This is a genomic window from Pseudomonas sp. B21-017 (assembly GCF_024749245.1).
In the GTDB taxonomy this organism is placed as follows: Bacteria; Pseudomonadota; Gammaproteobacteria; order Pseudomonadales; family Pseudomonadaceae; genus Aquipseudomonas.
On the sequence record NZ_CP087194.1, the window covers coordinates 158,505 to 178,979 of the forward strand.

General features: G+C 62.6%; 13 protein-coding genes. 11 read left to right on the top strand and 2 right to left on the bottom strand.

Features of this window, described 5'->3' with window-relative positions:
* The first annotated feature begins 86 nt into the window (after positions 1-86).
* Genes LOY28_RS00685 through LOY28_RS00700 form a run of 4 tightly spaced genes read left to right on the top strand, consistent with a single transcriptional unit; the run spans position 87 to position 4,791 of the window.
* Entirely contained in the window at positions 87-869 is a 783-nt protein-coding gene (locus LOY28_RS00685; protein ID WP_138866594.1) for an efflux RND transporter periplasmic adaptor subunit, read from the top strand.
* Positions 866-2,185, top strand: a complete 1,320-nt coding sequence (locus tag LOY28_RS00690; protein ID WP_018929402.1) for an efflux RND transporter periplasmic adaptor subunit — start codon at positions 866-868, stop codon at positions 2,183-2,185. The genes LOY28_RS00685 and LOY28_RS00690 overlap by 4 nt, the downstream gene beginning before the upstream one ends.
* A complete protein-coding gene (locus LOY28_RS00695) occupies positions 2,186-4,282 on the top strand; it encodes a biotin/lipoyl-binding protein (RefSeq protein ID WP_086944196.1) in 2,097 nt (698 codons plus the stop codon).
* Between the two features lie 11 nt (positions 4,283-4,293).
* A complete protein-coding gene (locus LOY28_RS00700) occupies positions 4,294-4,791 on the top strand; it encodes a GNAT family N-acetyltransferase (RefSeq protein ID WP_018929400.1) in 498 nt (165 codons plus the stop codon).
* 58 nt (positions 4,792-4,849) lie between these two features.
* Here the strand turns inward: LOY28_RS00700 and LOY28_RS00705 are convergent, their stop codons facing one another.
* Together LOY28_RS00705 and LOY28_RS00710 are read right to left on the bottom strand one after the other, a co-directional pair.
* Positions 4,850-5,161: a DUF6916 family protein gene (locus LOY28_RS00705; RefSeq protein WP_007940987.1), complete on the bottom strand. Its 312-nt coding sequence runs from the start codon at positions 5,159-5,161 to the stop codon at positions 4,850-4,852.
* A gap of 56 nt (positions 5,162-5,217) precedes the next feature.
* On the bottom strand, positions 5,218-5,805 hold the full coding sequence (locus tag LOY28_RS00710; protein ID WP_018929399.1) for a phage tail protein: 588 nt from the start codon (positions 5,803-5,805) through the stop codon (positions 5,218-5,220).
* 275 nt (positions 5,806-6,080) lie between these two features.
* Here LOY28_RS00710 and LOY28_RS00715 point away from each other — a divergent pair, with 275 nt between their 5' ends.
* From LOY28_RS00715 to LOY28_RS00745, 7 genes are all read left to right on the top strand, one after another.
* Entirely contained in the window at positions 6,081-7,652 is a 1,572-nt protein-coding gene (locus LOY28_RS00715; RefSeq protein WP_258612924.1) for a glycosyltransferase family 39 protein, read from the top strand.
* Positions 7,653-7,803: 151 nt separating this feature from the next.
* The gene (locus tag LOY28_RS00720) at positions 7,804-8,649 is read left to right on the top strand and encodes a sulfotransferase (protein ID WP_018929397.1); all 846 of its coding nucleotides are present in this window, start codon (positions 7,804-7,806) and stop codon (positions 8,647-8,649) included.
* 50 nt (positions 8,650-8,699) lie between these two features.
* On the top strand, positions 8,700-16,571 hold the full coding sequence (locus tag LOY28_RS00725) for an Ig-like domain-containing protein (RefSeq protein ID WP_258612925.1): 7,872 nt from the start codon (positions 8,700-8,702) through the stop codon (positions 16,569-16,571).
* 40 nt (positions 16,572-16,611) lie between these two features.
* Positions 16,612-18,129 (top strand): TolC family protein, encoded by a 1,518-nt coding sequence (locus LOY28_RS00730; protein WP_258612926.1) that lies wholly within the window; start codon positions 16,612-16,614, stop codon positions 18,127-18,129.
* Positions 18,113-18,718, top strand: coding sequence for an adenylyl-sulfate kinase (gene cysC / locus LOY28_RS00735; protein WP_018929393.1), 606 nt, complete (start codon positions 18,113-18,115; stop codon positions 18,716-18,718). The genes LOY28_RS00730 and cysC overlap by 17 nt, the downstream gene beginning before the upstream one ends.
* Positions 18,715-19,500, top strand: a complete 786-nt coding sequence (locus LOY28_RS00740) for an aspartyl/asparaginyl beta-hydroxylase domain-containing protein (RefSeq protein ID WP_258612927.1) — start codon at positions 18,715-18,717, stop codon at positions 19,498-19,500. The genes cysC and LOY28_RS00740 overlap by 4 nt, the downstream gene beginning before the upstream one ends.
* Positions 19,488-20,432, top strand: a complete 945-nt coding sequence (locus LOY28_RS00745; RefSeq protein WP_258612928.1) for a sulfotransferase family protein — start codon at positions 19,488-19,490, stop codon at positions 20,430-20,432. Before LOY28_RS00740 ends, LOY28_RS00745 begins: the two co-directional genes overlap by 13 nt.
* The last annotated feature ends 43 nt before the right edge of the window (positions 20,433-20,475 follow it).

Here is a 20,475-nt window from a genome sequence, read left to right on the forward strand (position 1 = left end):
ACGCGCGCTCCAACCAATGATGGCCATCCGCTTGACGAGCCTCCCCGCTGTCGTAGACTCCGCTCATCCGTCAGGGAGTTACGGTTATGCGGCGTTTTCGTGTTTGGGTTGCGGGATTGACCTTTGTAACGTGCGTAGTACAGGCGCAAGCGCCTGCGCCAGACGATCCGTTGCTGGAAAGCAACGCGGTCGGCGGTAACGCGTCAGCCAGCAGTGAGGCGCGCGGTGTGTTGCGAGCCCGGGATCAGGCGGTGCTCGCCAGTGAGTTGTCGGGGCGGATTGTCGAGTTGCCGTTCAGTGAGGGCGAGTCGTTCAAAAAGGGCGACACCCTGGCGCGGTTTGACTGTTCGGCTTATCAGGCTCAGCTCAACGCGGCACAGGCCGCCAATCGTGGCGCCGGTGAGGAGCTGGCCCATAATCGGCAACTGGCGGCGTTGAATTCGGTCGGGCGCTTTGAAGTGGCGCGGGCCGAGGCCAAGGTCAGCGAAACCCAGGCGCAATCTCAGGTTTATCAGGTTCAGGTCAAACGCTGCAGCGTGGTCGCGCCGTTCGATGGCCAGGTCGTCGAGCGCAAGGTCAAGCGCTACGAAAGCGTTGCCGCCGGTGCGCCGTTGCTGGATGTGGTCGATAACCGCACCCTGGAAATTCACCTGTTGGTGCCTTCACGCTGGATGGGCAAGCTCAAGCCCGGCCAGACGTTCAGTTTTGTCCCCGATGAAACCGGTCAGCCGCTGGATGCCACGGTCAAGCGCCTCGGCGCGCGGATCGACGAAGGCAGCCAGACCTTGCTGCTGGTGGCGACACTGCCCAACGCCAGCGGCCTGTTGGCCGGCATGAGCGGAACGGCGCGTTTCGCGGAGCTCAAGTGAACGCCCCGGTAACGGGCGGCGCCGAGCAGGTGTTCGCCAGGTTTCTCGACCTCGAACGCCAGACCCGCGCGGCTCGTAATTCTTCGCAACTGGCCTACAGCCTGGTCAATGACGGTCAGTCGCTGTTCAGTTTCCGCCATGCCGCATTGTTGATCGCCGGCAAGGTGCAGGCGGTGACCGGTGTCAGTGCGGTGGAGCCGAATGCGCCGTTCGTGGCGTTTGTCGAGCAAGCGGTCGCGCAGTTGTTCAAGCTCGAGGTGCTGAAACAGGCACGGGTGATCGCGCCCGATCTGCTCAGTGAATCGATTCAGGCCGATTGGCAAAGTCTGTCGGCCGCTCAGGTGTTCTGGTTGCCACTGATTGATCATCAGGGCGAGATCTTCGGCGGGCTGTGGCTGGCGCGGGATGTGCCGTGGAACCCTGCCGAGCAGGTGCTGTTGTCGCAACTGGGCGACACCTACAGCCATGCCTGGCTGGCGCTGCAACCGCGCAAACCCTGGCGACTGCGCTGGACGCGCAAGCGTCAGGTGGCACTGGTCGCCGTGTTGTTGCTCGGGTTACTGATTCCGGTGCGCCAATCGGTGTTGGCGCCGGCTGAGGTCGTCCCGTTGGGCGGTCGGGTGGTCGCGGCGCCGCTGGACGGGGTGATCGCCGAGTTCCTGGTCAAACCCAACCAGACGGTGAAGACCGGCGACCTGCTGCTGCGCTTCGAAAGCACCACGCTCAAGGCTCAGGCTGATGTGGCCGAGCGCGCTCTGGGCGTTGCCGAAGCGGAACTCAAGGCCAATTCCCAACGTTCCTTCGCCGATGCCGAATCCAGTTCGAAAATCGATCTGCTGGCCGCACGTGTCGAGCAGAAACGCGCCGAACGGGATTACGCCCGTGAACTGCTCAAACGCAGCGAAGTGCGTGCCGAGCGGGATGGCATCGCGGTGTTCGCCGATGCCGAACGCTGGACCGGCAAACCGGTACAGACCGGCGAGCGCTTGATGGAACTCGCCGACCCGAATCAGGCCGAGTTGCGCATCGAATTGGCCGTGGGCGATGCGATCGCCCTGGAGCCTGGGGCGCAGGTCGCACTGTTTCTCGACAGCGATCCACTGCAGCGGCACCAGGCCAGGCTCGAACGTTCGGCCTATGAAGCGCAGCCAACAGCTGGCGGGCAACTGGCTTATCGACTGGATGCGACATTCGACGGCGCACCGCCGCGCATTGGCTTGCGTGGCACGGCGAAAGTCTTCGGTGACCGTGCGCCGCTGGCGCTGTACCTGTTGCGTCGACCGCTGGCCGGGTTGCGTCAGAGCGTAGGCCTTTAGATGAGCCTGCCGAGCCTGCGGGCAGACCTGCAATTGTCGACGGCGGCGCCGGCCCTCGACGGGTCACCATGCTGGACCCTGGCCGACCCGGTGCGTGGACGTTATTTCAAACTCGGCGCGGCGGCGATGCGCTTGCTGCGTCATTGGTCCCTGGGTGATCCCGAGCAGGTGCTGCGTGCCGCCAACCGCGAGCCAGGGCTGCCGCTGGACGGCGCGGCGCTTGAGCAATTGCTGGAATTTTTGCGCGGCCACGACCTGATCAGCGCCCTCGACCCATCGCAGCGCGCCAGTTACAGCCTGAAGGCCGCGGCTCAGCGCCAGAGCCTGTGGAAAATCCTGCTGCATCAATACCTGTTTTTCCGGATTCCGCTGTGGCGTCCGGACGCCTTTCTCAATCGCGTCTGGCCGTGGCTGGAGCGTTTCGGCCCGCGCGCATTGCGCTACGGATTGCCCGCGACGCTGGGGCTCGGGGTGTTTCTGGTGTCGCGGGACTGGCAGCGATTCATCGCCACCTTTCCGCACCTGTTCAGCCTCGGTGGCGCGCTGGCGTTCGCGGTGGCGTTGTTTTTCGCCAAGCTGTGCCACGAATTCGGCCACGCCTTCATGGCCAAGCGCGCCGGTTGTCGGGTGCAGAGCATGGGCGTGGCGTTCATGGTGCTGCTGCCGATGTTCTACACGGACGTCAGCGACGCCTGGCGGGTCAACGATAGACGTGCGCGTTTGCTGATCGGCGCCGGCGGGGTGCTGGCGGAACTGGTGCTGGCCTGTATCGCGCTGCTCGCCTGGTCACTGCTGCCCGATGGCCCCGGGCGCACGGCGGCGTTCATGCTCGCCAGTGCGACCTGGATTACTACGCTGGTGATCAACCTCAACCCGTTCATGCGTTTCGACGGCTACTTCTTGCTCAGCGACTTCTGGGAAGTGGACAACCTTCAGGGACGTGCCTTTGCCTTGTGTCGCTGGCGATTGCGCGAGTTCCTGTTCGGCTACGCTGCCCCGGCGCCGGAGCCGTGGGCGCCGAGGATGCAGCGGCGGTTGTTGATCTGGGGATACGGCTCGTGGCTATGGCGCGCGGCGTTGTTTTTCGGGATTGCGCTGGCGGTTTATCACCTGTTCTTCAAGGTATTGGGGATCTTCCTGATGCTGGTGGAGCTGGTGTGGTTCATCTTCCTGCCGATCCTGAGCGAGTGGCGGCAATGGTGGAGTCGTCGCGAACAGGCGCATACACCTCGGGTACTGCTCAGCAGCCTGACATTGTTCGGGCTGTTGTTGCTGCTGGCGCTGCCGTGGCGCAGCGCGGTGGAGCTGCCGACGATGCTGGAGGCGGGACACACCAGCGCCTTGCACGCGCCGGTGGCAGCGCGGGTAAAAACGGTGAATGTGCATGACGGCCAGGTTGTCGCCCAGGGCGAGGTGCTGATCGAGCTGGAATCACCGGACCTGGACTCACGCCAGGCCATCGTCCGCCGTGAGATCCAGATTCAGCAGTTGCAGATGCGTCGTCAGGCCAGCCGCAGCGAAACCGCGGCCGACGCCGGAATCGTCGAGCAGCGCCTGGCGGAAGCGGTGGCTGAATACCGCGGCCTGGTCGCCCAGCGTGAGCGACTGCTATTGCGTGCGCCCCACGCCGGCAAGGTGCGCGACCTGTTGCCGCAGTTAACGGTCGGTCGCTGGCTTTCGACTAAAGATCCTTTGGTGCGGGTGGTCGAAGACGGCGCGCGGTTGCGCGGTTATCTGGCTGAAGCCGAGCTCTGGCGTGTTGCTTCGGGTGCTCGCGGGCGGTTCATCGCCGATGACCCGATGCACCCGGCGATTGCCGTGCAATTAAGCGAAATCGATACCAACGGCGCGGCCTATGTCGATCAAGAGGCGCTGACTTCCGATCATCACGGGCCGATTGCCGTACGCCGGGATGAGCATCAGCGCGCCGAACCGGTGCAGGCGCAGTATGGCGCGCGGTTGAGCGTCCTCGAAGAGACGCCGACGCCGGTGCAACCTTTGCGCGGCATTGTGGTGTTGCAGGGCAGCGGCGAATCGTTGTTGGGCGTTGCCTGGCGGCGCATGGCAGCCCTGGGGGTCAGGGAAAGCGGTTTCTAGGGAGAACAGCGATGGCGAACAGCGATTCAGTGGCAGCGGACGGCCTGGTGGTCAGGCCTTCGCGCGCCAGCGATGGACCTTTTCTGCACAGCCTTTACCAGGCGGCGCGGCCGGATCTGCAATGGATCGACGGCGAGCAGGAAGTGGTCCAACAGGTGGTTGCCCAGCAATTCACCGTGCAGGAACAAGGACTGGGGGAAAACTTTCCCGACGCCATGCATTACGTGATCGAGAAACTCGACACAGCCATCGGCGCGTTGACCACCGACTTCGGTCCCAATGAAATTCGCGTGCTGTACCTGGCGTTCATCCCCCAGGCCCGAGGCCGGGGTTACGGGCGGACGGTGCTGCAAGGCGTGCAGAAAGCCGCGCAACAAATCCGCTGCCCGGTGGCGACGGTGGTCTGGGCCAACAATCCCCATGCGCGCCAGCATTACCTGGCGCTGGGGTTTCAGGTTGAAGAGCGCAACCCGGCGGCGGAGCGGTTGGTGTGGTACCCGCAGGGTTAAGAGCAATACAAAAAACTGTGGTGAGGGGCTCACCACATAAGCCCGCTCCCACAAAGTCTCAGTTGAAGGCGATGTAGAAATAACCCACGTCGGGATCCCGCCCCATGGTCGGTACTCGCGAGACGAAAATATTTTCCACCTGGCCCAGTTCCGGCAACTCCAGCGCACACAAGCCATCGACAAAGTCGGTGGGTTGCAGGCTGTTGAGCTCGACGCTGAACGGCATGCGCTCGCTTTTGGGCATCTGTGAATGGGGCGTTTCTTTAAGGGTGTCGATATGGATCGGCAATTCACTGCCATCGGGCAGCCGCAGCGTCCCGGTCTTGCCCAGCAGTGCCTGAAAGTGTTGGCTTTGAACCTGTTGCAGCATGGCATCCCTCCATCAAGCAAAAGTGGCCGGGGGATGTGCATCCCCCGGTCAGACCCTCAGTTACGCGAAGGGAATAATCCGTTCAGGGCGATGCTGAAGTTGAGCACCAGGAACGGGTTCATCACCGTCATGGGCAAACCATTGCCGGCGGACGAGATTTCCCCCGTCACGGTGCTGGTGACACCCTTGAGCGGTACCGCCGCAGCACCTTGCTGATCGGAGTAGATGCTCGCCGAGCCTGGCCCGCCGCCCGAGGCACCGATGTAGGAGTTGGTTGCGGTCGGGTTGGTGACCGGGTTGCTCGCCGGGCTGGCCAGTTGCAGGGTGGTGGTGGCCGTGAGCCCGGACAGGGCGTGGGTGTGGTTGGGCAGGTTATTGATGGTTGCGGTGACGTTTTCGGTCCCGGAGACCTCACCGATGACACGCGGGGTCAGGCCCAGGCCGTTGCCTTGGGCAATCGGCATGCGGCCTTGCAGGTTGGGCAGCATGAAATTGGTGGTGCCATTGCCTCCATAGTAGGTTCCCAGCAGTGAGAACAGCGCCTGGTATTGCGAGATCCCCAGCGTCTGGCCATAGCACAGGGCCCAGCCGTTGGGGGCGAAGTTAAAGGCGAAAGGTTGGATAGTGCCCATGAATACTTCCATAGTTCCTCATCCCTCAGGTTAGTGTCTGATATGTCACATCGCAGGCCCGGTTATCCGGGCGGATCGCAGTGATCAGCCGACTCCGTTCATCTCCGTGGCTGGGTCACGCCACGCCAAAGCGTAGACGCTGATCGGAATGATTGCCGGACGTCGTCCGTCGTAAAGCCAGCATCGACGACGGGCTTGAGCCTGTCCTACAGTGCTTGAGAAAATTGCGTATTCACTGGTCGAAGTTCATTAGGTCGAGGCACATCAGGTTGAAACAAGGGGAGGCAATGGAGGCGCGCAGAGAAACACCGCTGGGTGACACTCAGGATCCGCACGCGACACCGGGCTCATGGGCGGCTGCCCGTCGCTTATTGCGGTGGGCGCGGGAGCACTGGCTGCTGCCGATCCTGGCATTGGCTGCGCTGGTGCGTTTTTACGACCTGACGGCGGCGGCGATCTGGGGGGACGAAGGGTCCAGCCTGTTGTTGAGCCAGTACTCTCTGGCCGGGATCTGGGAACATGCAGCCCATGATGTGCATCCGCCGCTGTATTTCATGCTGCTGCACGGCTGGATCGGGCTGTTCGGCGACGGCATTCTTTCGATTCGTTGCCTGAGCGCGCTGCCGGGGATTGCCACGGTCGGGCTCGGTGTCTGGCTGGTGGACCTGCTCGCGACCCGCCGCGCCGCGTTGCTGGCCGGGGTTCTGCTGGCGCTGTTGCCCACGGCGGTGCGGTATAGCCAGGAGGTGCGGATGTATTCGCTGTTGGGGATGTGGCTGATCGGCGCCACGATCGCCCTGGTGTACTGGATAAAACGGCCACAACGCACGCGCTATCTGGTGATCTACACCCTGCTGATGACAGCGGCGTTCTACACCCATTACTTCACCGCGCTGTGCGTGCTGTGTCACTGGTTGTATCTGGGCATGATACGTGTACAGCCAGGGTATCGACTGCGACACATTCAGCGCTCGGGCTGGTGGCTGGCCAATGTGGCCATCGTGCTGTTGTACTTGCCGTGGGTGCCCAGCCTGATCGATCTGATCCAGCACTTGGATCTGCTCAAGGCCAATGGTGATGTGGGGTGGGAGCCCCCCGTCATGCTCGACTCATTGCCGTCGATGATCTGGTCGCTCCTGATCCAGGACGATGGCGAGAACCTGCCCACGCTGATTTTTATCGCGCTGCCACTGGCATTGGTGGCCCTGGCGGGCGTGGCGCTGGCCCGCGACCGCAGTGTGTTCCGTGGCAGTGTGCTGGCGGTGATCTACACCGCGGTCCCGTTATTGCTGGTGTTTGCGGTGTCGTTCATCTCGCCGGTGTTCATCGAGCGTTACCTGACCGCTTACGCCTTGGGTCTGCCGATGGTTGTCGCACTGGCCGTCGATCGCTTGTACGCAGACTTCAAGGTCTTGGCACTGGCCGTGCTGCTGCTGTTTGTCGGTGTCGAGCTGGTGGGGGTGAAGAACAATGCCACGGTGGATACTGAGGATCAGATCAGCGTCATGGCCAAACACGTGAACCAGCACTTCATGCCCGGCGACCGAATCGTCACCAGTGACATGCTCTGGTACCTGAGTTACGTCTATTACAACCAGACCAACGCCAAACCGATGCTGTACACGCCACCATTGGCCGATGGCCGGTCGAGCCGGCCGAACGCCTACGGTTTCGGTACGCTGGTGACCAATGACATCTACCTGGATAGCCTCGATGCCTTGCCCAAAGGCACTGGTCGGGTATGGCTGGTCGGTACCCTCGAGGGGGCGGACGAGTTCGCTCCATTGCCCGCGGGCTGGCAACGCGTCGACGAAGCCCGGGGGGGAGGCGCCGTGGCACGCTTGTATGTGCTGAAGTAATTCGTGGTTTCAGGGCTTAAACGATTCAACTTTTAAACAGTTATATAAATTGCGTTTTCCAGTCGATTTAGCTCCAATTTGATATCAAAACACCACTAGCTGTAAGGCCATTCATGGTCTACGCTCCGTCGTACAAAGGACTGAATGACGGGTGAATGGATTGCAACAATTCCACTTTATCTCCGGCTTGCCGCGCTCGGGCTCGACCCTGCTTTCTGCCATTCTTTTGCAGAATCCGCGTTTCCATGCCGGCATGACCAGCCCCGTGGGCGCACTCTTTTCCGGCGTTCTGGAGCAATGCAGCGCCGGCAGCGAATTCGGCGCGGTGATCGACACCGACCTGCGTCGCCGCCTGTTGCGTGGCCTGTTCGATTCTTACTACGCCGACAAGGCCGACAAACCGGTGGTGTTCGACACCAACCGCTTGTGGAGTTCGCGCCTGCCGGCGATCAGCGATCTGTTCCCTCAAGCCAAGATCATTGCCTGTGTGCGCAATGTCGCCTGGGTCATGGACAGCATCGAGCGCCTGTACCGCGCCAATCCCTTCGAAAACACCAAGCTGTTCGGCGATGCGGTTGAGCGCAACACGGTCTACAGCCGCTGCGAAACCCTGGCCCAACGCAATCGGTTGGTGGGGTTTTCCTGGGCCGCCCTCAAGGAAGCCTATTACGGCGAACACGCCGACTCACTGCTGATCATCGATTACGACCTGCTGAGCCAGGCGCCAGAGCGGGTGATGCGGCTGGTTTACGACTTCATCGGTGAACCCTGGTTCGAACATGATTTCGATCATTTGGCCTACGACGCGCCGGAATTCGACCAGGCCCTTGGCCTCTCGGGACTGCACAAGGTGAAGGCCAAGGTTCAATTGCAGTCCAGGCGCACGATCCTGCCGCCGGATTTGTTCAAGCAATACGCCGAGTTGTCCTTTTGGCTCGATGGCTCAGCCAGCGCCGCCAATGTCATTCGTATGAAAGCCGACGCCGCGATCAGTTGATCGCGGCGTTTTCATTGGTCTGTCAAAAAGTTCGAGTCCGGGTGAGCAGCATGTGGTGGAGCAAAGGCAAGTCGCGGGTTACTCAAGGCGCACGAGCGCTGGCCACGCCAATGATCATGTCCCTGGAGCCGCGCATGCTGTTCGACGGCGCGGTGGCCGCCACAGTGGCCGATACTGCCCAGGCTGACACCCATACCACGGCCGACGCGGTCAAGGCACCGACTGCCGACAAGTCGGTCGCCAGCAAGGACACCCACGGCCAGGCCGATGCCACGCCAACCCCGACACCTGTCGCGGTGCCAGGGCAAAGCGTGGTGTTCGTCGATTCGCGGGTCAAGGACGCCAACAGCCTGCTTAAAGGCGTCGCGCCGGGCACTCAGGTGGTCCAGCTGGACGCGGGCAAGGACGGCTTGCAGCAGATTGCCGACTACCTCGACACCCATCAGGGCATCAGTTCGGTGCAGATCATTGCCCACGGCAACGCAGGCGATCTGTGGCTGGGTAATAGTTATCTGTCGGCCGATAACGTCGCGGCCCGCAGCGCCGTGCTGGCGGAAATCGGCAAGGACATGAACGTCGGCGGCGACATCATGATCTACGGCTGCTACACCGCCGAAGGCGAGCGCGGCTTGAGTTTCGTCGACTCGCTGGCGCAACTGACCGGCCGTGATATCGCCGCTTCCAGCAACCGCACCGGGGTCGGTGGCGACTGGAATCTGGAAATTGCCACCGGCAACATCGAAAGCGCCAACGTACTCTCGACCAAGGCCATGAGCGAGTATCAGTGGGGCCTGGCCACCTGGACCGCCACCAACAACGCCAACACGGGCGTCGGCTCGCTGCGTGCCGCCCTCGCCTCGGCGCAGAACGGCGATATCGTCACATTCAGCACCGGCATGACGGTGCAATTGACCTCCGAATTGCTGATCAACAAGAACGTCTACGTTGATGGCGACTTGAACAACGACGGTGTGGCAGATGTGACTCTTGATGGTCAGTACAAGACCCGAGTGGTTGAAGTGGCGTCTGGCAGTACCGTGACGCTCGATGGCCTGGTGATCACCCGTGGCCTGGTGGCGGGCAACGGTGGCAACGGTGGCTACGGCGCCACGGGCGCAATGGCAGGGGGGATTTTCAACGCCGGGAATCTGACCCTGAAAAACGTTACCGTGACCTCCAACGCCGCTTCCGGTGGTGGTGGCGGCGGCGGTGTCACGGGCGCTTTTTACGGCGGTGGCGGCGGCGGTGGTGGCGGATTGGGCGGCCAGGGCGGCGGGCACGGCGGTTCGGCAGGGCCGGGCACCGGCACATTGGGCGGCCAGGCGGGCAGCGGCGGTGTCGGTGGTTATGGCGGCGGTTATGACGCCACCCACATGGGCGGTCGCGGTGGTTCCACCACTGGCGGTGCTGGCGGGGTGGGCGTTTCCTATTACAGCAACGGCGGTAACGGTGCGACGGCCACCAATGGCACGATTTCCATTGGCGGTGGCGGCGGCGGGGCCGGTTGGGACAAGGTAGGTGGTGCTGGCGGCAACGCGGTAGGCGGGATCTACAACGCCAGCAGCGGCACCATAACCGTCATCGGCACGTCGACCATCAGCAACAACATCGGCGCCGGTGGCGGCGGTGGCGGTGGTGGTGGCCAAGGCAGCAATGCCAGTAATGGCGGCATTGGCGGCCGGGGCGTCGGTGCGATCTGGAACAAAGGCACGCTACTGATCACGGCTGCCAACTTCGCGGCCCTGGCCGGTAATGCCGCAGCCAGTGGTGCAGGCGGTACCGCGCAGGGCGGAGGTTCAACCGGCACCTCGCCGACCTCTTTCTCGACTATCTACAACGACGGTGGCGTACTCAACACCGCGTATTCGCCACCGCCGACCGCGACCATTGTGGTCGCCGACACCACACTGAGCATCGGCGAAACGTCCTTGGTGACGATCACCTTTTCCGAGGCCGTGACCGGTTTCACCAACGCGGACCTGACTATCCCCAACGGCACCCTGAGCGCCGTCAGCAGCAGCGATGGCGGCATCACCTGGACGGCAACGTTCACCCCGTCCGCCAGTATTTCCGATACGACCAACGTCATCACCCTGGACAACACCGGCGTGATAAACGGCCTGGGCACCGCCGGCGTCGGCACCACCAACTCCAATAACTACACGGTCGACACCGTACGCCCGACCGCGACCATCGTGGTGGCGGACAATGCGCTGAAAGTCGGCGAAACCTCGCTGGTGACCATCACCTTCAATGAAGCGGTCACCGGTCTCACCAACGCGGACCTGACGATTGCCAACGGTACGCTCACGGCGGTGAGCAGCAGCGATGGCGGCATCACCTGGACGGGAACCTTCACCCCAACCGCCAGCATCACCGATACGACCAACCTGATCACTCTGGACAACACCGGAGTCAGCGACCTGGCGGGCAATGCCGGGAGCGGCACCACCGACTCCAACAACTACGCCATCGATACGGTACGCCCGACCGCCACGATTGTGGTGGCCGATACAACGCTGACCGCGAGTGAAACCTCGCTGGTGACCATTACGTTCAGCGAAGCGGTGAGTGGTTTCACCAACGCCGACCTGACCATCGCCAACGGCACGCTGAGCGCGGTGAGCAGCAGCGATGGCGGCATCACCTGGACCGCGACCTTCACGCCGTCGGCCAGCGTCAATGACACCACCAACCTGATCACCCTGAACAATACCGGGGTCAGTGATCTGGCGGGCAACACCGGCAGCGGCACCACCAATTCGAACAACTACATGATCGACACCGTCCCGCCGACCGCGACCATCGTGGTCGCCGACAACGCACTGAAAATCGGCGAAACCTCACTGGTGACCATCACCTTCGATCAGGCGGTGAGCGGTTTCACCAACGCCGACCTGACCATCGCCAACGGTACACTCACGGCGGTGAGCAGCAGCGACGGCGGCATTACCTGGACGGCGACCTTCACCCCGACCGCCAGCATCACCGACGCGACCAACCTGATCACCCTGGACAACTCTGGCGTGCAGGCGGCCGCCAGCGGTAACGTGGGCATTGGCACGACCGACTCCAACAACTATGCCATCGACACCGTGCGCCCGACGGCCACTATCGTGGTCGCGGACACGGCACTGAAAATCGGCGAAACCTCGCTGGTGACCATTACCTTCAGCGAAGCGGTGAGCGGTTTCACCAATGCGGACCTGACCATCGCCAACGGTACGCTCACTGCGGTGAGCAGCAGCGACGGCGGCATCACCTGGACCGCGACCTTCACCCCGAGCGCCAGCATCAACGACACCACCAACCTGATCACCCTGGACAACACCGGGATCAGCGACCTGGCGGGCAACGCCGGCAGCGGCACCACCGATTCCAATAACTACGCCATCGACACCGTGCGCCCGACCGCCACGATTGTGCTGGCCGATACGACGCTGACCGCGGGCGAAACCTCGCTGGTGACCATTACCTTCAGCGAAGCGGTGAGCGGTTTCACCAACGCCGACCTGACCATCGCCAATGGCACGCTGAGCGCGGTGAGCAGCAGCGATGGCGGCATCACCTGGACTGCGACCTTCACGCCTTCGGCGGGCATCAACGACACCACCAACCTGATCACCCTGAACAACACCGGGGTCAGTGATCTGGCGGGCAACACCGGCAGCGGCACCACCAACTCCGGCAACTACACCATCGATACGGTGCTGCCGACGGCGACCATCGTGGTGGCCGACAACGCGCTGAAAATCGGTGAAACCTCACTGGTGACGATCACCTTCAGCGAAGCGGTGAGCGGTTTCACCAACGCTGATCTGACCATCGCCAACGGTACGCTCACGGCGGTGAGCAGCAGCGACGGCGGCATCACCTGGACGGCCACGTTCACACCGACCAGCGCCATCACCGACGCGACCAACCTGATCACCCTGGACAACACCGGCGTGCAGGCGGCCGCCTCCGGTAACGTGGGCAGCGGCACCACCGATTCCAACAACTATGCGATCGACACCGTGCGCCCGACGGCCACTATCGTGGTCGCGGACTCGGCACTGAAAATCGGCGAAACCTCGCTGGTGACCATCACCTTCAGCGAAGCGGTGAGCGGTTTCACCAACGCTGACCTGACCATCGCCAACGGCACACTCACTGCGGTGAGCAGCAGCGACGGCGGCATCACTTGGACCGCGACCTTCACCCCGAGCGCCAGCATCAACGACACCACCAACCTGATCACCCTGGACAACACCGGGATCAGCGATTTGGCGGGCAACGCCGGCAGCGGCACCACCGATTCCAATAACTACGCCATCGACACGGTACGCCCGACCGCCACGATTGTGCTGGCCGATACAACGCTGACCGCGGGCGAAACCTCGCTGGTGACCATTACCTTCAGCGAAGCGGTGAGCGGTTTCACCAACGCCGACCTGACCATCGCCAACGGTACGCTCACGGCGGTGAGCAGCAGTGACGGCGGCATCACCTGGACCGCAACCTTCACCCCGACCGTCGGTGTGAATGACTCGAGCAACGTCATCACCCTGAACAACACCGGGGTCAGTGATCTGGCGGGCAACACCGGCAGCGGCACCACCAACTCCGGCAACTACACCATCGATACGGTGCTGCCGACGGCGACCATCGTGGTGGCCGACAACGCACTGAAAATCGGTGAAACCTCACTGGTGACGATCACCTTCAGCGAAGCGGTGAGCGGTTTCACCAACGCCGACCTGACCATCGCCAACGGTACGCTCACCGCGGTGAGCAGCAGCGACGGCGGCATCACCTGGACGGCCACGTTCACACCGACCAGCGCCATCACCGACGCGACCAACCTGATCACCCTGGACAACACCGGCGTGCAGGCGGCCGCTTCCGGTAACGTGGGCAGCGGCACCACCGATTCGAACAACTACGCCATCGATACCGTGCGCCCGACGGCCACCATCGTGGTCGCGGACTCGGCGCTGGCGGTGGGTCAGACATCAGTGGTGACCATCACCTTCTCCGAGGCGGTGACCGGCTTCAGCCTCGCCGACCTGACGGTGAGCAACGGTACCCTGAGCAGTCTGAGCACCAGCGATAACATCACCTACACCGCCACCCTCACACCGGCAGCGAGCATCACCGATGCGACCAACCTGATTACCCTGGACAACACCGGGGTGACCGATGGGGCCGGCAATACTGGAAGCGGCACTACCGACTCCAACAATTACGCCGTCGACAGCCAACGCCCGACGGCCACCATCGTCCTGGCGGACGCCGCCCTGAGTGCCGGAGAAACATCGTTGGTGACGATCACCTTCTCCGAGGCGGTGACCGGTTTCACCAATGCCGACCTGACCATCGCCAACGGTACGCTCACGGCAGTGAGCAGCAGCGATGGCGGCATCACCTGGACCGCGACCTTCACCCCAACCGCCGGCGTGAATGACACGAGCAACGTCATCACCCTGAACAATACCGGTGTGACCGATGTGGCGGGCAACACCGGCAGTGGCACCACCAACTCAGGCAACTACACCATCGATACGGTGCTGCCAACGGCCACCATCGTGGTGGCCGACAACGCGCTGAAAATCGGTGAAACGTCGCTGGTGACCATTACCTTCAGTGAAGCGGTGACCGGTTTCACCAATGCCGACCTGACCATCGCCAACGGTACGCTCACGGCAGTGAGCAGCAGCGATGGCGGCATCACCTGGACGGCCACGTTCACCCCGACCGCCAGCATCACCGACGCGACCAACCTGATCACCCTGGACAACACCGGCGTGCAGGCGGCCGCCTCCGGTAACGTGGGCAGCGGCACCACCGATTCCAACAACTACGCGATCGACACCGTGCGCCCGACGGCTACCATCGTGGTCGCGGACACGGCGCTGCAAATCGGCGAAACCTCGCTCGTGACCATCACCTTCAGCGAAGCGGTGAGCGGTTTCACCAACGCCGACCTGACCATCGCCAACGGTACGCTGAGTGCGGTGAGCAGCAGCGATGGCGGCATCACCTGGACGGCGACCTTCACGCCTTCGGCGGGCATCAACGACACCACTAACCTGATCACCCTGGACAACACCGGGATCAGCGACCTGGCGGGCAACGCCGGCAGCGGCACCACTGATTCCAACAACTACGCCATCGACAGCCAGCGTCCGACGGCCACCATCGTGTTGAGTGATTCGACCTTGAAACCGGGGGAAACGGCCCTGGTGACCATCACCTTCAGCGAAGCGGTGACGGGTTTCGACAACAGTGACTTGAGCGTCGCCAACGGGACCTTGAGCGCGGTGAGCAGCAGCGACGGCGGCATCACCTGGACCGCGACCTTCACCCCGACTGCCGGGGTTACCGACGCCAGCAACATCATTACCCTGAACAACAGCGGCGTGTCGGACGTGGCCGGCAACACTGGAGCGGGCACCACCAACTCGGCCAACTATGTGGTGGAAACCCAGGTGCCGACCGCCACCATCGTCGTTGCCGACAGTGCCCTCAAGGCCGGTGAAACCTCGCTGGTGACCATTACCTTCAGCGAAGCGGTGAGCGGTTTCACCAATGCTGACCTGACGGTCGCCAACGGCACCCTCAGCAGTGTTTCTTCCAGCGATGGCGGCGTGACCTGGACGGCGACTTTCACGCCTGCCGCCAGCGTCACGGACACCACTAACCTGATCCGCCTGGACAACAGCGGTGTGACCAACGTGTCGGGCAACAGCGGCGTCGGTGTGACCGACTCCAACAACTACGCCATCGACACCGTGCGTCCAACCGCGACCATTGTGGTCGCGGACAATAAACTGGGTATCGGCGAGACCACCACGGTGACCTTTACCTTCAGCGAAGCGGTGTCCGGTTTCGACCTGTCCGACCTCAGCGTGGCCAATGGCGTGTTGTCCAACCTGGCCAGCAGCGACGGCGGAGTGACCTGGACCGCCACACTCACGCCGACCGCGAGCGTCAACGATGCGACCAACCTGATCCTGCTCGACACCGGCAATGTGCTCGACGCCGCGGGCAATGCCGGCGCCAGCATCGCCATCTCCAACAACTACGCACTTGATGCGACCCGTCCGACCGTCAGCATCGTGGTTGCCAATCCGGTGTTGGGAATTGGCCAGACGACACTGGTGACCTTCACATTCAGCGAAGCGGTCAGCAACTTCGACTTGTCGGACTTGAGCGTGACCAATGGTGAACTGACCAATCTGGCCAGCAGCGATGGCGGCAAGACCTGGACCGGGACCTTCACGCCCACCGCGAACATTACCGACCCGAGCAACTTCATTGCGCTGGACACCAGCAATGTGACGGACCTGGCGGGCAACCTGGGCGCCAGCGTCGCGGTATCCAATAACTACACAATCAACACCGTACCGACGCCACCCCCCTTGGTGTTGACACCGGTGGTCGTGGCCGATCCACCGAACGTGCCATTGCAACCGATCATCTTCACCCCACCCACTGGCGATCTCGGCTCGCCACTGACCTTTGCCCCGTTGTTTGAACAACGGGTGATGGGCAATGGCATTCGGCCTCTGGGCGACATTTTCATAAACCACGGGGCGCTGACGCCGAGTTTCATTGCCCAGGTATTCACCAGCAGCGACAACGGTGGCGATGGCTCAGGCCACGGCTTCCTCGGCTTTGGCGGGGGCGATGGCGGGGTCTTCGGCAGCAGCACGCTGTCGAGCCTGTTCAATCAGGCCACCAGTAGCGAGGGGGATTCGCTGAACACCTTTGGTAATCAGTCAATCAGGGCGGGGGATGTTTCCCAAGGGCTGCGCGGCGTGTTTGGCGCACCGAGTCTTGGCCAGCAATTACAACAGCTCAAAGACACCGAGCAACGGCAGGTCGACAGCCTGGCCGCGGCTTTGCAACAGGTCGGCATCAGTGAAATGCAGGCCTGAAAAATCATTAAAGCAGTGCGGCACCGGGGGCAATACAAGGATGAAAAGAAGTCATAAGTTGTTCGGCGCCAGCCTGCTGGCGCTGGCGATCAGCGGATGTGCAGTCACCAGTCAACCGATCGAACGCAGCGTCAGCCAACAGCGCGCCAAAAGCGATCTGCAAAACATGTACAAGGGTCAGGAGCCCCTCAGCGGCCCGCTGACCCTGCACCAGGCCATGGCCCGCGCGGTGAAATACAACCTCGAAGGCCGGCTCAAGATCATGGAAGAAGCCCTGGCCAAGCGCCAACTTGACCTCGCCAGTTTCGACATGCTGCCGCGCATGGCGCTGGATGCCGGTTACGTGGGGCGCAACAACGTCAACGCCTCCAGCAGCCAGAGCGTGCGCACCGGCACCCAGTCTCTGGAACCGTCGACCTCCCAGGACCGCGACCGTGACGTGGCGGACCTGACCATGGTCTGGAACGTGCTCGACTTCGGCGTCAGCTACATCAGCGCCAAGCAGCAGGGCGATCAGCGGCTGATCGTGCAGGAACGTCGGCGCAAGGTGATCAACACCATCGTCCAGGACGTGCGCTCGGCCTATTGGCGAGCCGTGGCCGCCGAACGTTTGCTCAAGCAAATCGACAGCCTGATGGCCCGGGTCGATACCGCCCGTGAGAATAGCCAGAGCATGAGCCAACAGCGTATCGGCGATCCGATCCAGTCGTTGGCTTATCAGCGCTCGCTGATCGAAGCCACCCGGCAACTGGAAGAGCAACGCCGCGCGCTGTCGCTGGCAAAAACCGAGTTGGCGACCCTGATCAACCTGCCACTGAATACCGAGCTGACGCTGGCGACCCAGGACGATTACGACATTCCGGAACTCAAGGTCGACCTCGCCAGCCTGGAGCAGGAAGCCCTGACCAGTCGGCCGGAGTTGCGCGAGCAGGATTACCAGACCCGCATCAGCGCGGCCGAAACCCGCAAAGCCATGCTGCGCCTGTTACCAGGGCTGGAGTTCTCCGCTGGCGGGCATTACGACAGCAACTCGTTTTTGGTGGAACAGAGCTGGGCGGATTACGGGGTGAAAGTCACCTGGAACCTGTTCAATGTGATTTCCGCACCCGCCGCGATCGATGTCGCCAAGGCCGGCGAAGAAGTCGCCGCGGCACGTCGTCAGGCGATGTCCATCGCAGTGTTGGCCCAGCTCTACGTGGCCAACGCCAACTACCGCGAAGCACTGCGGCAGTTCCAGACCAATCAGCAGTTGTCGAACATCGACGGGCAAATCATCGGCCAGCTGCGCAACCGCTATCAGGCGGCCGGGCTGGGCGAACTGGATCTGATCCAGGGCGAACTGAACACGTTGCAGGCCGATCTGCGTCGCGACCTGTCCTACGCTGACCTGCGCAACGCTTACGGGCAAATCTTCGCCAGCGCCGGTCTCGATCCGCTGCCGGACGAAGTGCAATCTACCGAAGTCCAGTCCATCGCCACCGCACTGGCCAATCGCGAAGCGGCGTGGGCGGCGGGCGATATCTCAGTACCGCCGGTGGCCCATGCCCCGGTCCGCTAACCTGTTGGCGCCGACGGCGAGCATCAGCCGCGCCCAACGGGAGGCCCGCAACGGCCATCGCGGCACGGCGATTCTGCTGACCGGTTTACCGGCGGCGGGCAAGTCGACATTGGCCCAGGCACTGCACGCCGAGCTGTTCGAACATGGCGTGCAGAGTGTGGTGCTCGATGGCGATGGACTGCGGGTCGGGCTCAATCGCGATCTGGGGTTCACCGACAGTGATCGCCTGGAAAACATCCGCCGCGCCAGCGAAGTGGCGGCGCTGTTGGTCGAGAATGGGCAGATTGTCATCCTCGCGATGATTGCGCCCTTGGTGGAGTTGCGCGAACTGTTTGCCCGACGGCTGGGCGAGGATTACCGCGAAGTCTGGTGCAGCGCCTCTTTGACGGTGTGTGAACAGCGTGATCCCAAAGGTCATTACGCCCGGGCTCGACGGGGTGAGTTGGCGGGCTTCACCGGTGTTTCCGCGCCTTACGAACCACCGCCGTGTGCGTCGCTGGTGCTCGATACGGGCGCGCAATCGGTCGAGGCCTGTCTTGACCGTTTGCTGACCTGGCTCGGCGAATGCGCGGTGCTGCCAAAACGATGAGCCGGCCGGCATTCTCCCGATTGCCGGTGACGGTGGATTTGCCGTTGCTGTTGCAGGCGCTGGCGGCGATCGGTGAGGACGACTGGCACGGTCATTTCAACAGCGCTTACTACACAGGTGACTGGAGCGGCGTGGCGCTGATTTCCGCGGCCGATGCCTTGACCGAGCTGGCGCCCGGAAGCGGTGAGCCTCGAGTGCGCGAACCCTGGCGACGGGATGGTCGATGGCAGCAAGGGCTGCGGGATCTGCCGCTGGAGATCGTCTGCGCGCGCCTGTTGCGACTTGGCCCGGGCGGGCGCATCCATGAGCATCGTGACTATGACCTGGGCGAGCCGGATGCGGACTTGCGTCTGCACATCCCGCTGCTCAGCCCCCCTCAAGTGGACTTCATGCTGGACGGCCAGCGCATGCCGATGACCGCTGGTGAATGCTGGTATCTCGACCTGGCGCGACCTCATCGCGTGGACAATCGCGATACCCGGGCACGGATTCATCTGGTGCTCGATTGCCGGCCCGGCGCCTGGCTGGAGCAGGCGATTATCGACGGGCTGGCAACCACGCCGTCGCCGCAAATCGGTGATCAAGCTTTAGAGCAATTCAAGGCACTGTTGGCCAGCGATCCGCAGCTGTGCAAGACCTTGCAAGGTTTGCCGGACAACGAAGCCTTTATCGACCGCACCCTGGCGTTGGCCGCCGAGCGTGGCCTCGTGTTCACCCGCGAAGAATTGCGCGCGGCGATGCGCGACGGTCGCCGCCAGTGGACTGAACAATGGAGCGCCTGAACTTCGAGGGCTGGTTGCCGATTCGCGTGTGGCAAGAGGCTGGGCAATGGCAAGTCGATTGGTGCTGGTTCGGTGACACGCGGCTGCATCAGCCGTTTTTTCGTGACGCCGTGGAGGATGCGCTGCGACTGCCGTTCAATCAGGCATTCCGCCGAAAAACGGCATTGTCGACCCTTGCGGACTGGCAGGCTTGCAGCCCCGGCCTGACGCCGAGCGCCTTTATTTTTCACGCCTCCCGCTGTGGCTCGACCCTGGTCAGCCAGATGCTGGCGCAACTCGACAACCACATCGTCATCAGCGAACCCCCGCCGCTGGATGCCTTGTTGCGCAGTGATCTACCCCCCGTCGAACGGCGTGCCGCGATCGAAGGATTGCTGTCGGCCTACGGGCAATGCCGGTGCGGCGTGGAGCAACGGCTGGTGATCAAACTCGACGCCTGGAACATCGGTGAACTGCCGTTACTGCGCGAGTGCTTCCCTGAAACACCGTGGCTGTTTCTTTATCGCGATCCGCTGGAGATTGCTGTCTCGCATCTGCGTCGCCCGGGCGTGCACATGGTGCCGGGGATGATCGGCGCCAGTGTGCTGGATGACGAATTTCCATTCAGCGGCCGTGAGGATTACATCGCTCGGCGGTTGGGGCAATTGCTGGCGTCGGGGTTGGCGCAATGCCAGGCATTTGGTGGCTGGGCGGTGAATTACAGCGAACTGCCGCAGGCGATGGCGGGGCGGTTGGCGGCGTTCTTTGCGTTGGACATCGAGCAGCGCCGGCAAGTGTTTGCAGCGGTGGGGCAACATGCCAAGCAGCCGTCGCAGGTGTTTGTCGGCGACGGCGATGACAAGCGTCGCGAAGCCTCGGCGTTGCTTCATGAACGGGTGGAACGCTGCGCGCGGGAACCGTATGAGGCGTTGGAACAATTGCGCAAAATATAATCTTATTGTGGCGAGGGAGCTTGCTCCCGCTCGGCTGCGTAGC

Bases quoted from the DNA above. Each gene is read 5' to 3' on its own strand.
- LOY28_RS00685 (WP_138866594.1), top strand. From the start codon at position 87: ATGCGGCGTTTTCGTGTTTGGGTTGCGGGATTGACCTTTGTAACGTGC.
- LOY28_RS00695 (WP_086944196.1), top strand. From the start codon at position 2,186: ATGAGCCTGCCGAGCCTGCGGGCAGACCTGCAATTGTCGACGGCGGCG.
- LOY28_RS00700 (WP_018929400.1), top strand. From the start codon at position 4,294: ATGGCGAACAGCGATTCAGTGGCAGCGGACGGCCTGGTGGTCAGGCCT.
- LOY28_RS00705 (WP_007940987.1), bottom strand. From the start codon at position 5,161: ATGCTGCAACAGGTTCAAAGCCAACACTTTCAGGCACTGCTGGGCAAG.
- LOY28_RS00710 (WP_018929399.1), bottom strand. From the start codon at position 5,805: ATGGAAGTATTCATGGGCACTATCCAACCTTTCGCCTTTAACTTCGCC.
- LOY28_RS00715 (WP_258612924.1), top strand. From the start codon at position 6,081: ATGGAGGCGCGCAGAGAAACACCGCTGGGTGACACTCAGGATCCGCAC.
- LOY28_RS00725 (WP_258612925.1), top strand. From the start codon at position 8,700: ATGTGGTGGAGCAAAGGCAAGTCGCGGGTTACTCAAGGCGCACGAGCG.
- LOY28_RS00730 (WP_258612926.1), top strand. From the start codon at position 16,612: ATGAAAAGAAGTCATAAGTTGTTCGGCGCCAGCCTGCTGGCGCTGGCG.
- cysC (WP_018929393.1), top strand. From the start codon at position 18,113: ATGCCCCGGTCCGCTAACCTGTTGGCGCCGACGGCGAGCATCAGCCGC.
- LOY28_RS00740 (WP_258612927.1), top strand. From the start codon at position 18,715: ATGAGCCGGCCGGCATTCTCCCGATTGCCGGTGACGGTGGATTTGCCG.
- LOY28_RS00745 (WP_258612928.1), top strand. From the start codon at position 19,488: ATGGAGCGCCTGAACTTCGAGGGCTGGTTGCCGATTCGCGTGTGGCAA.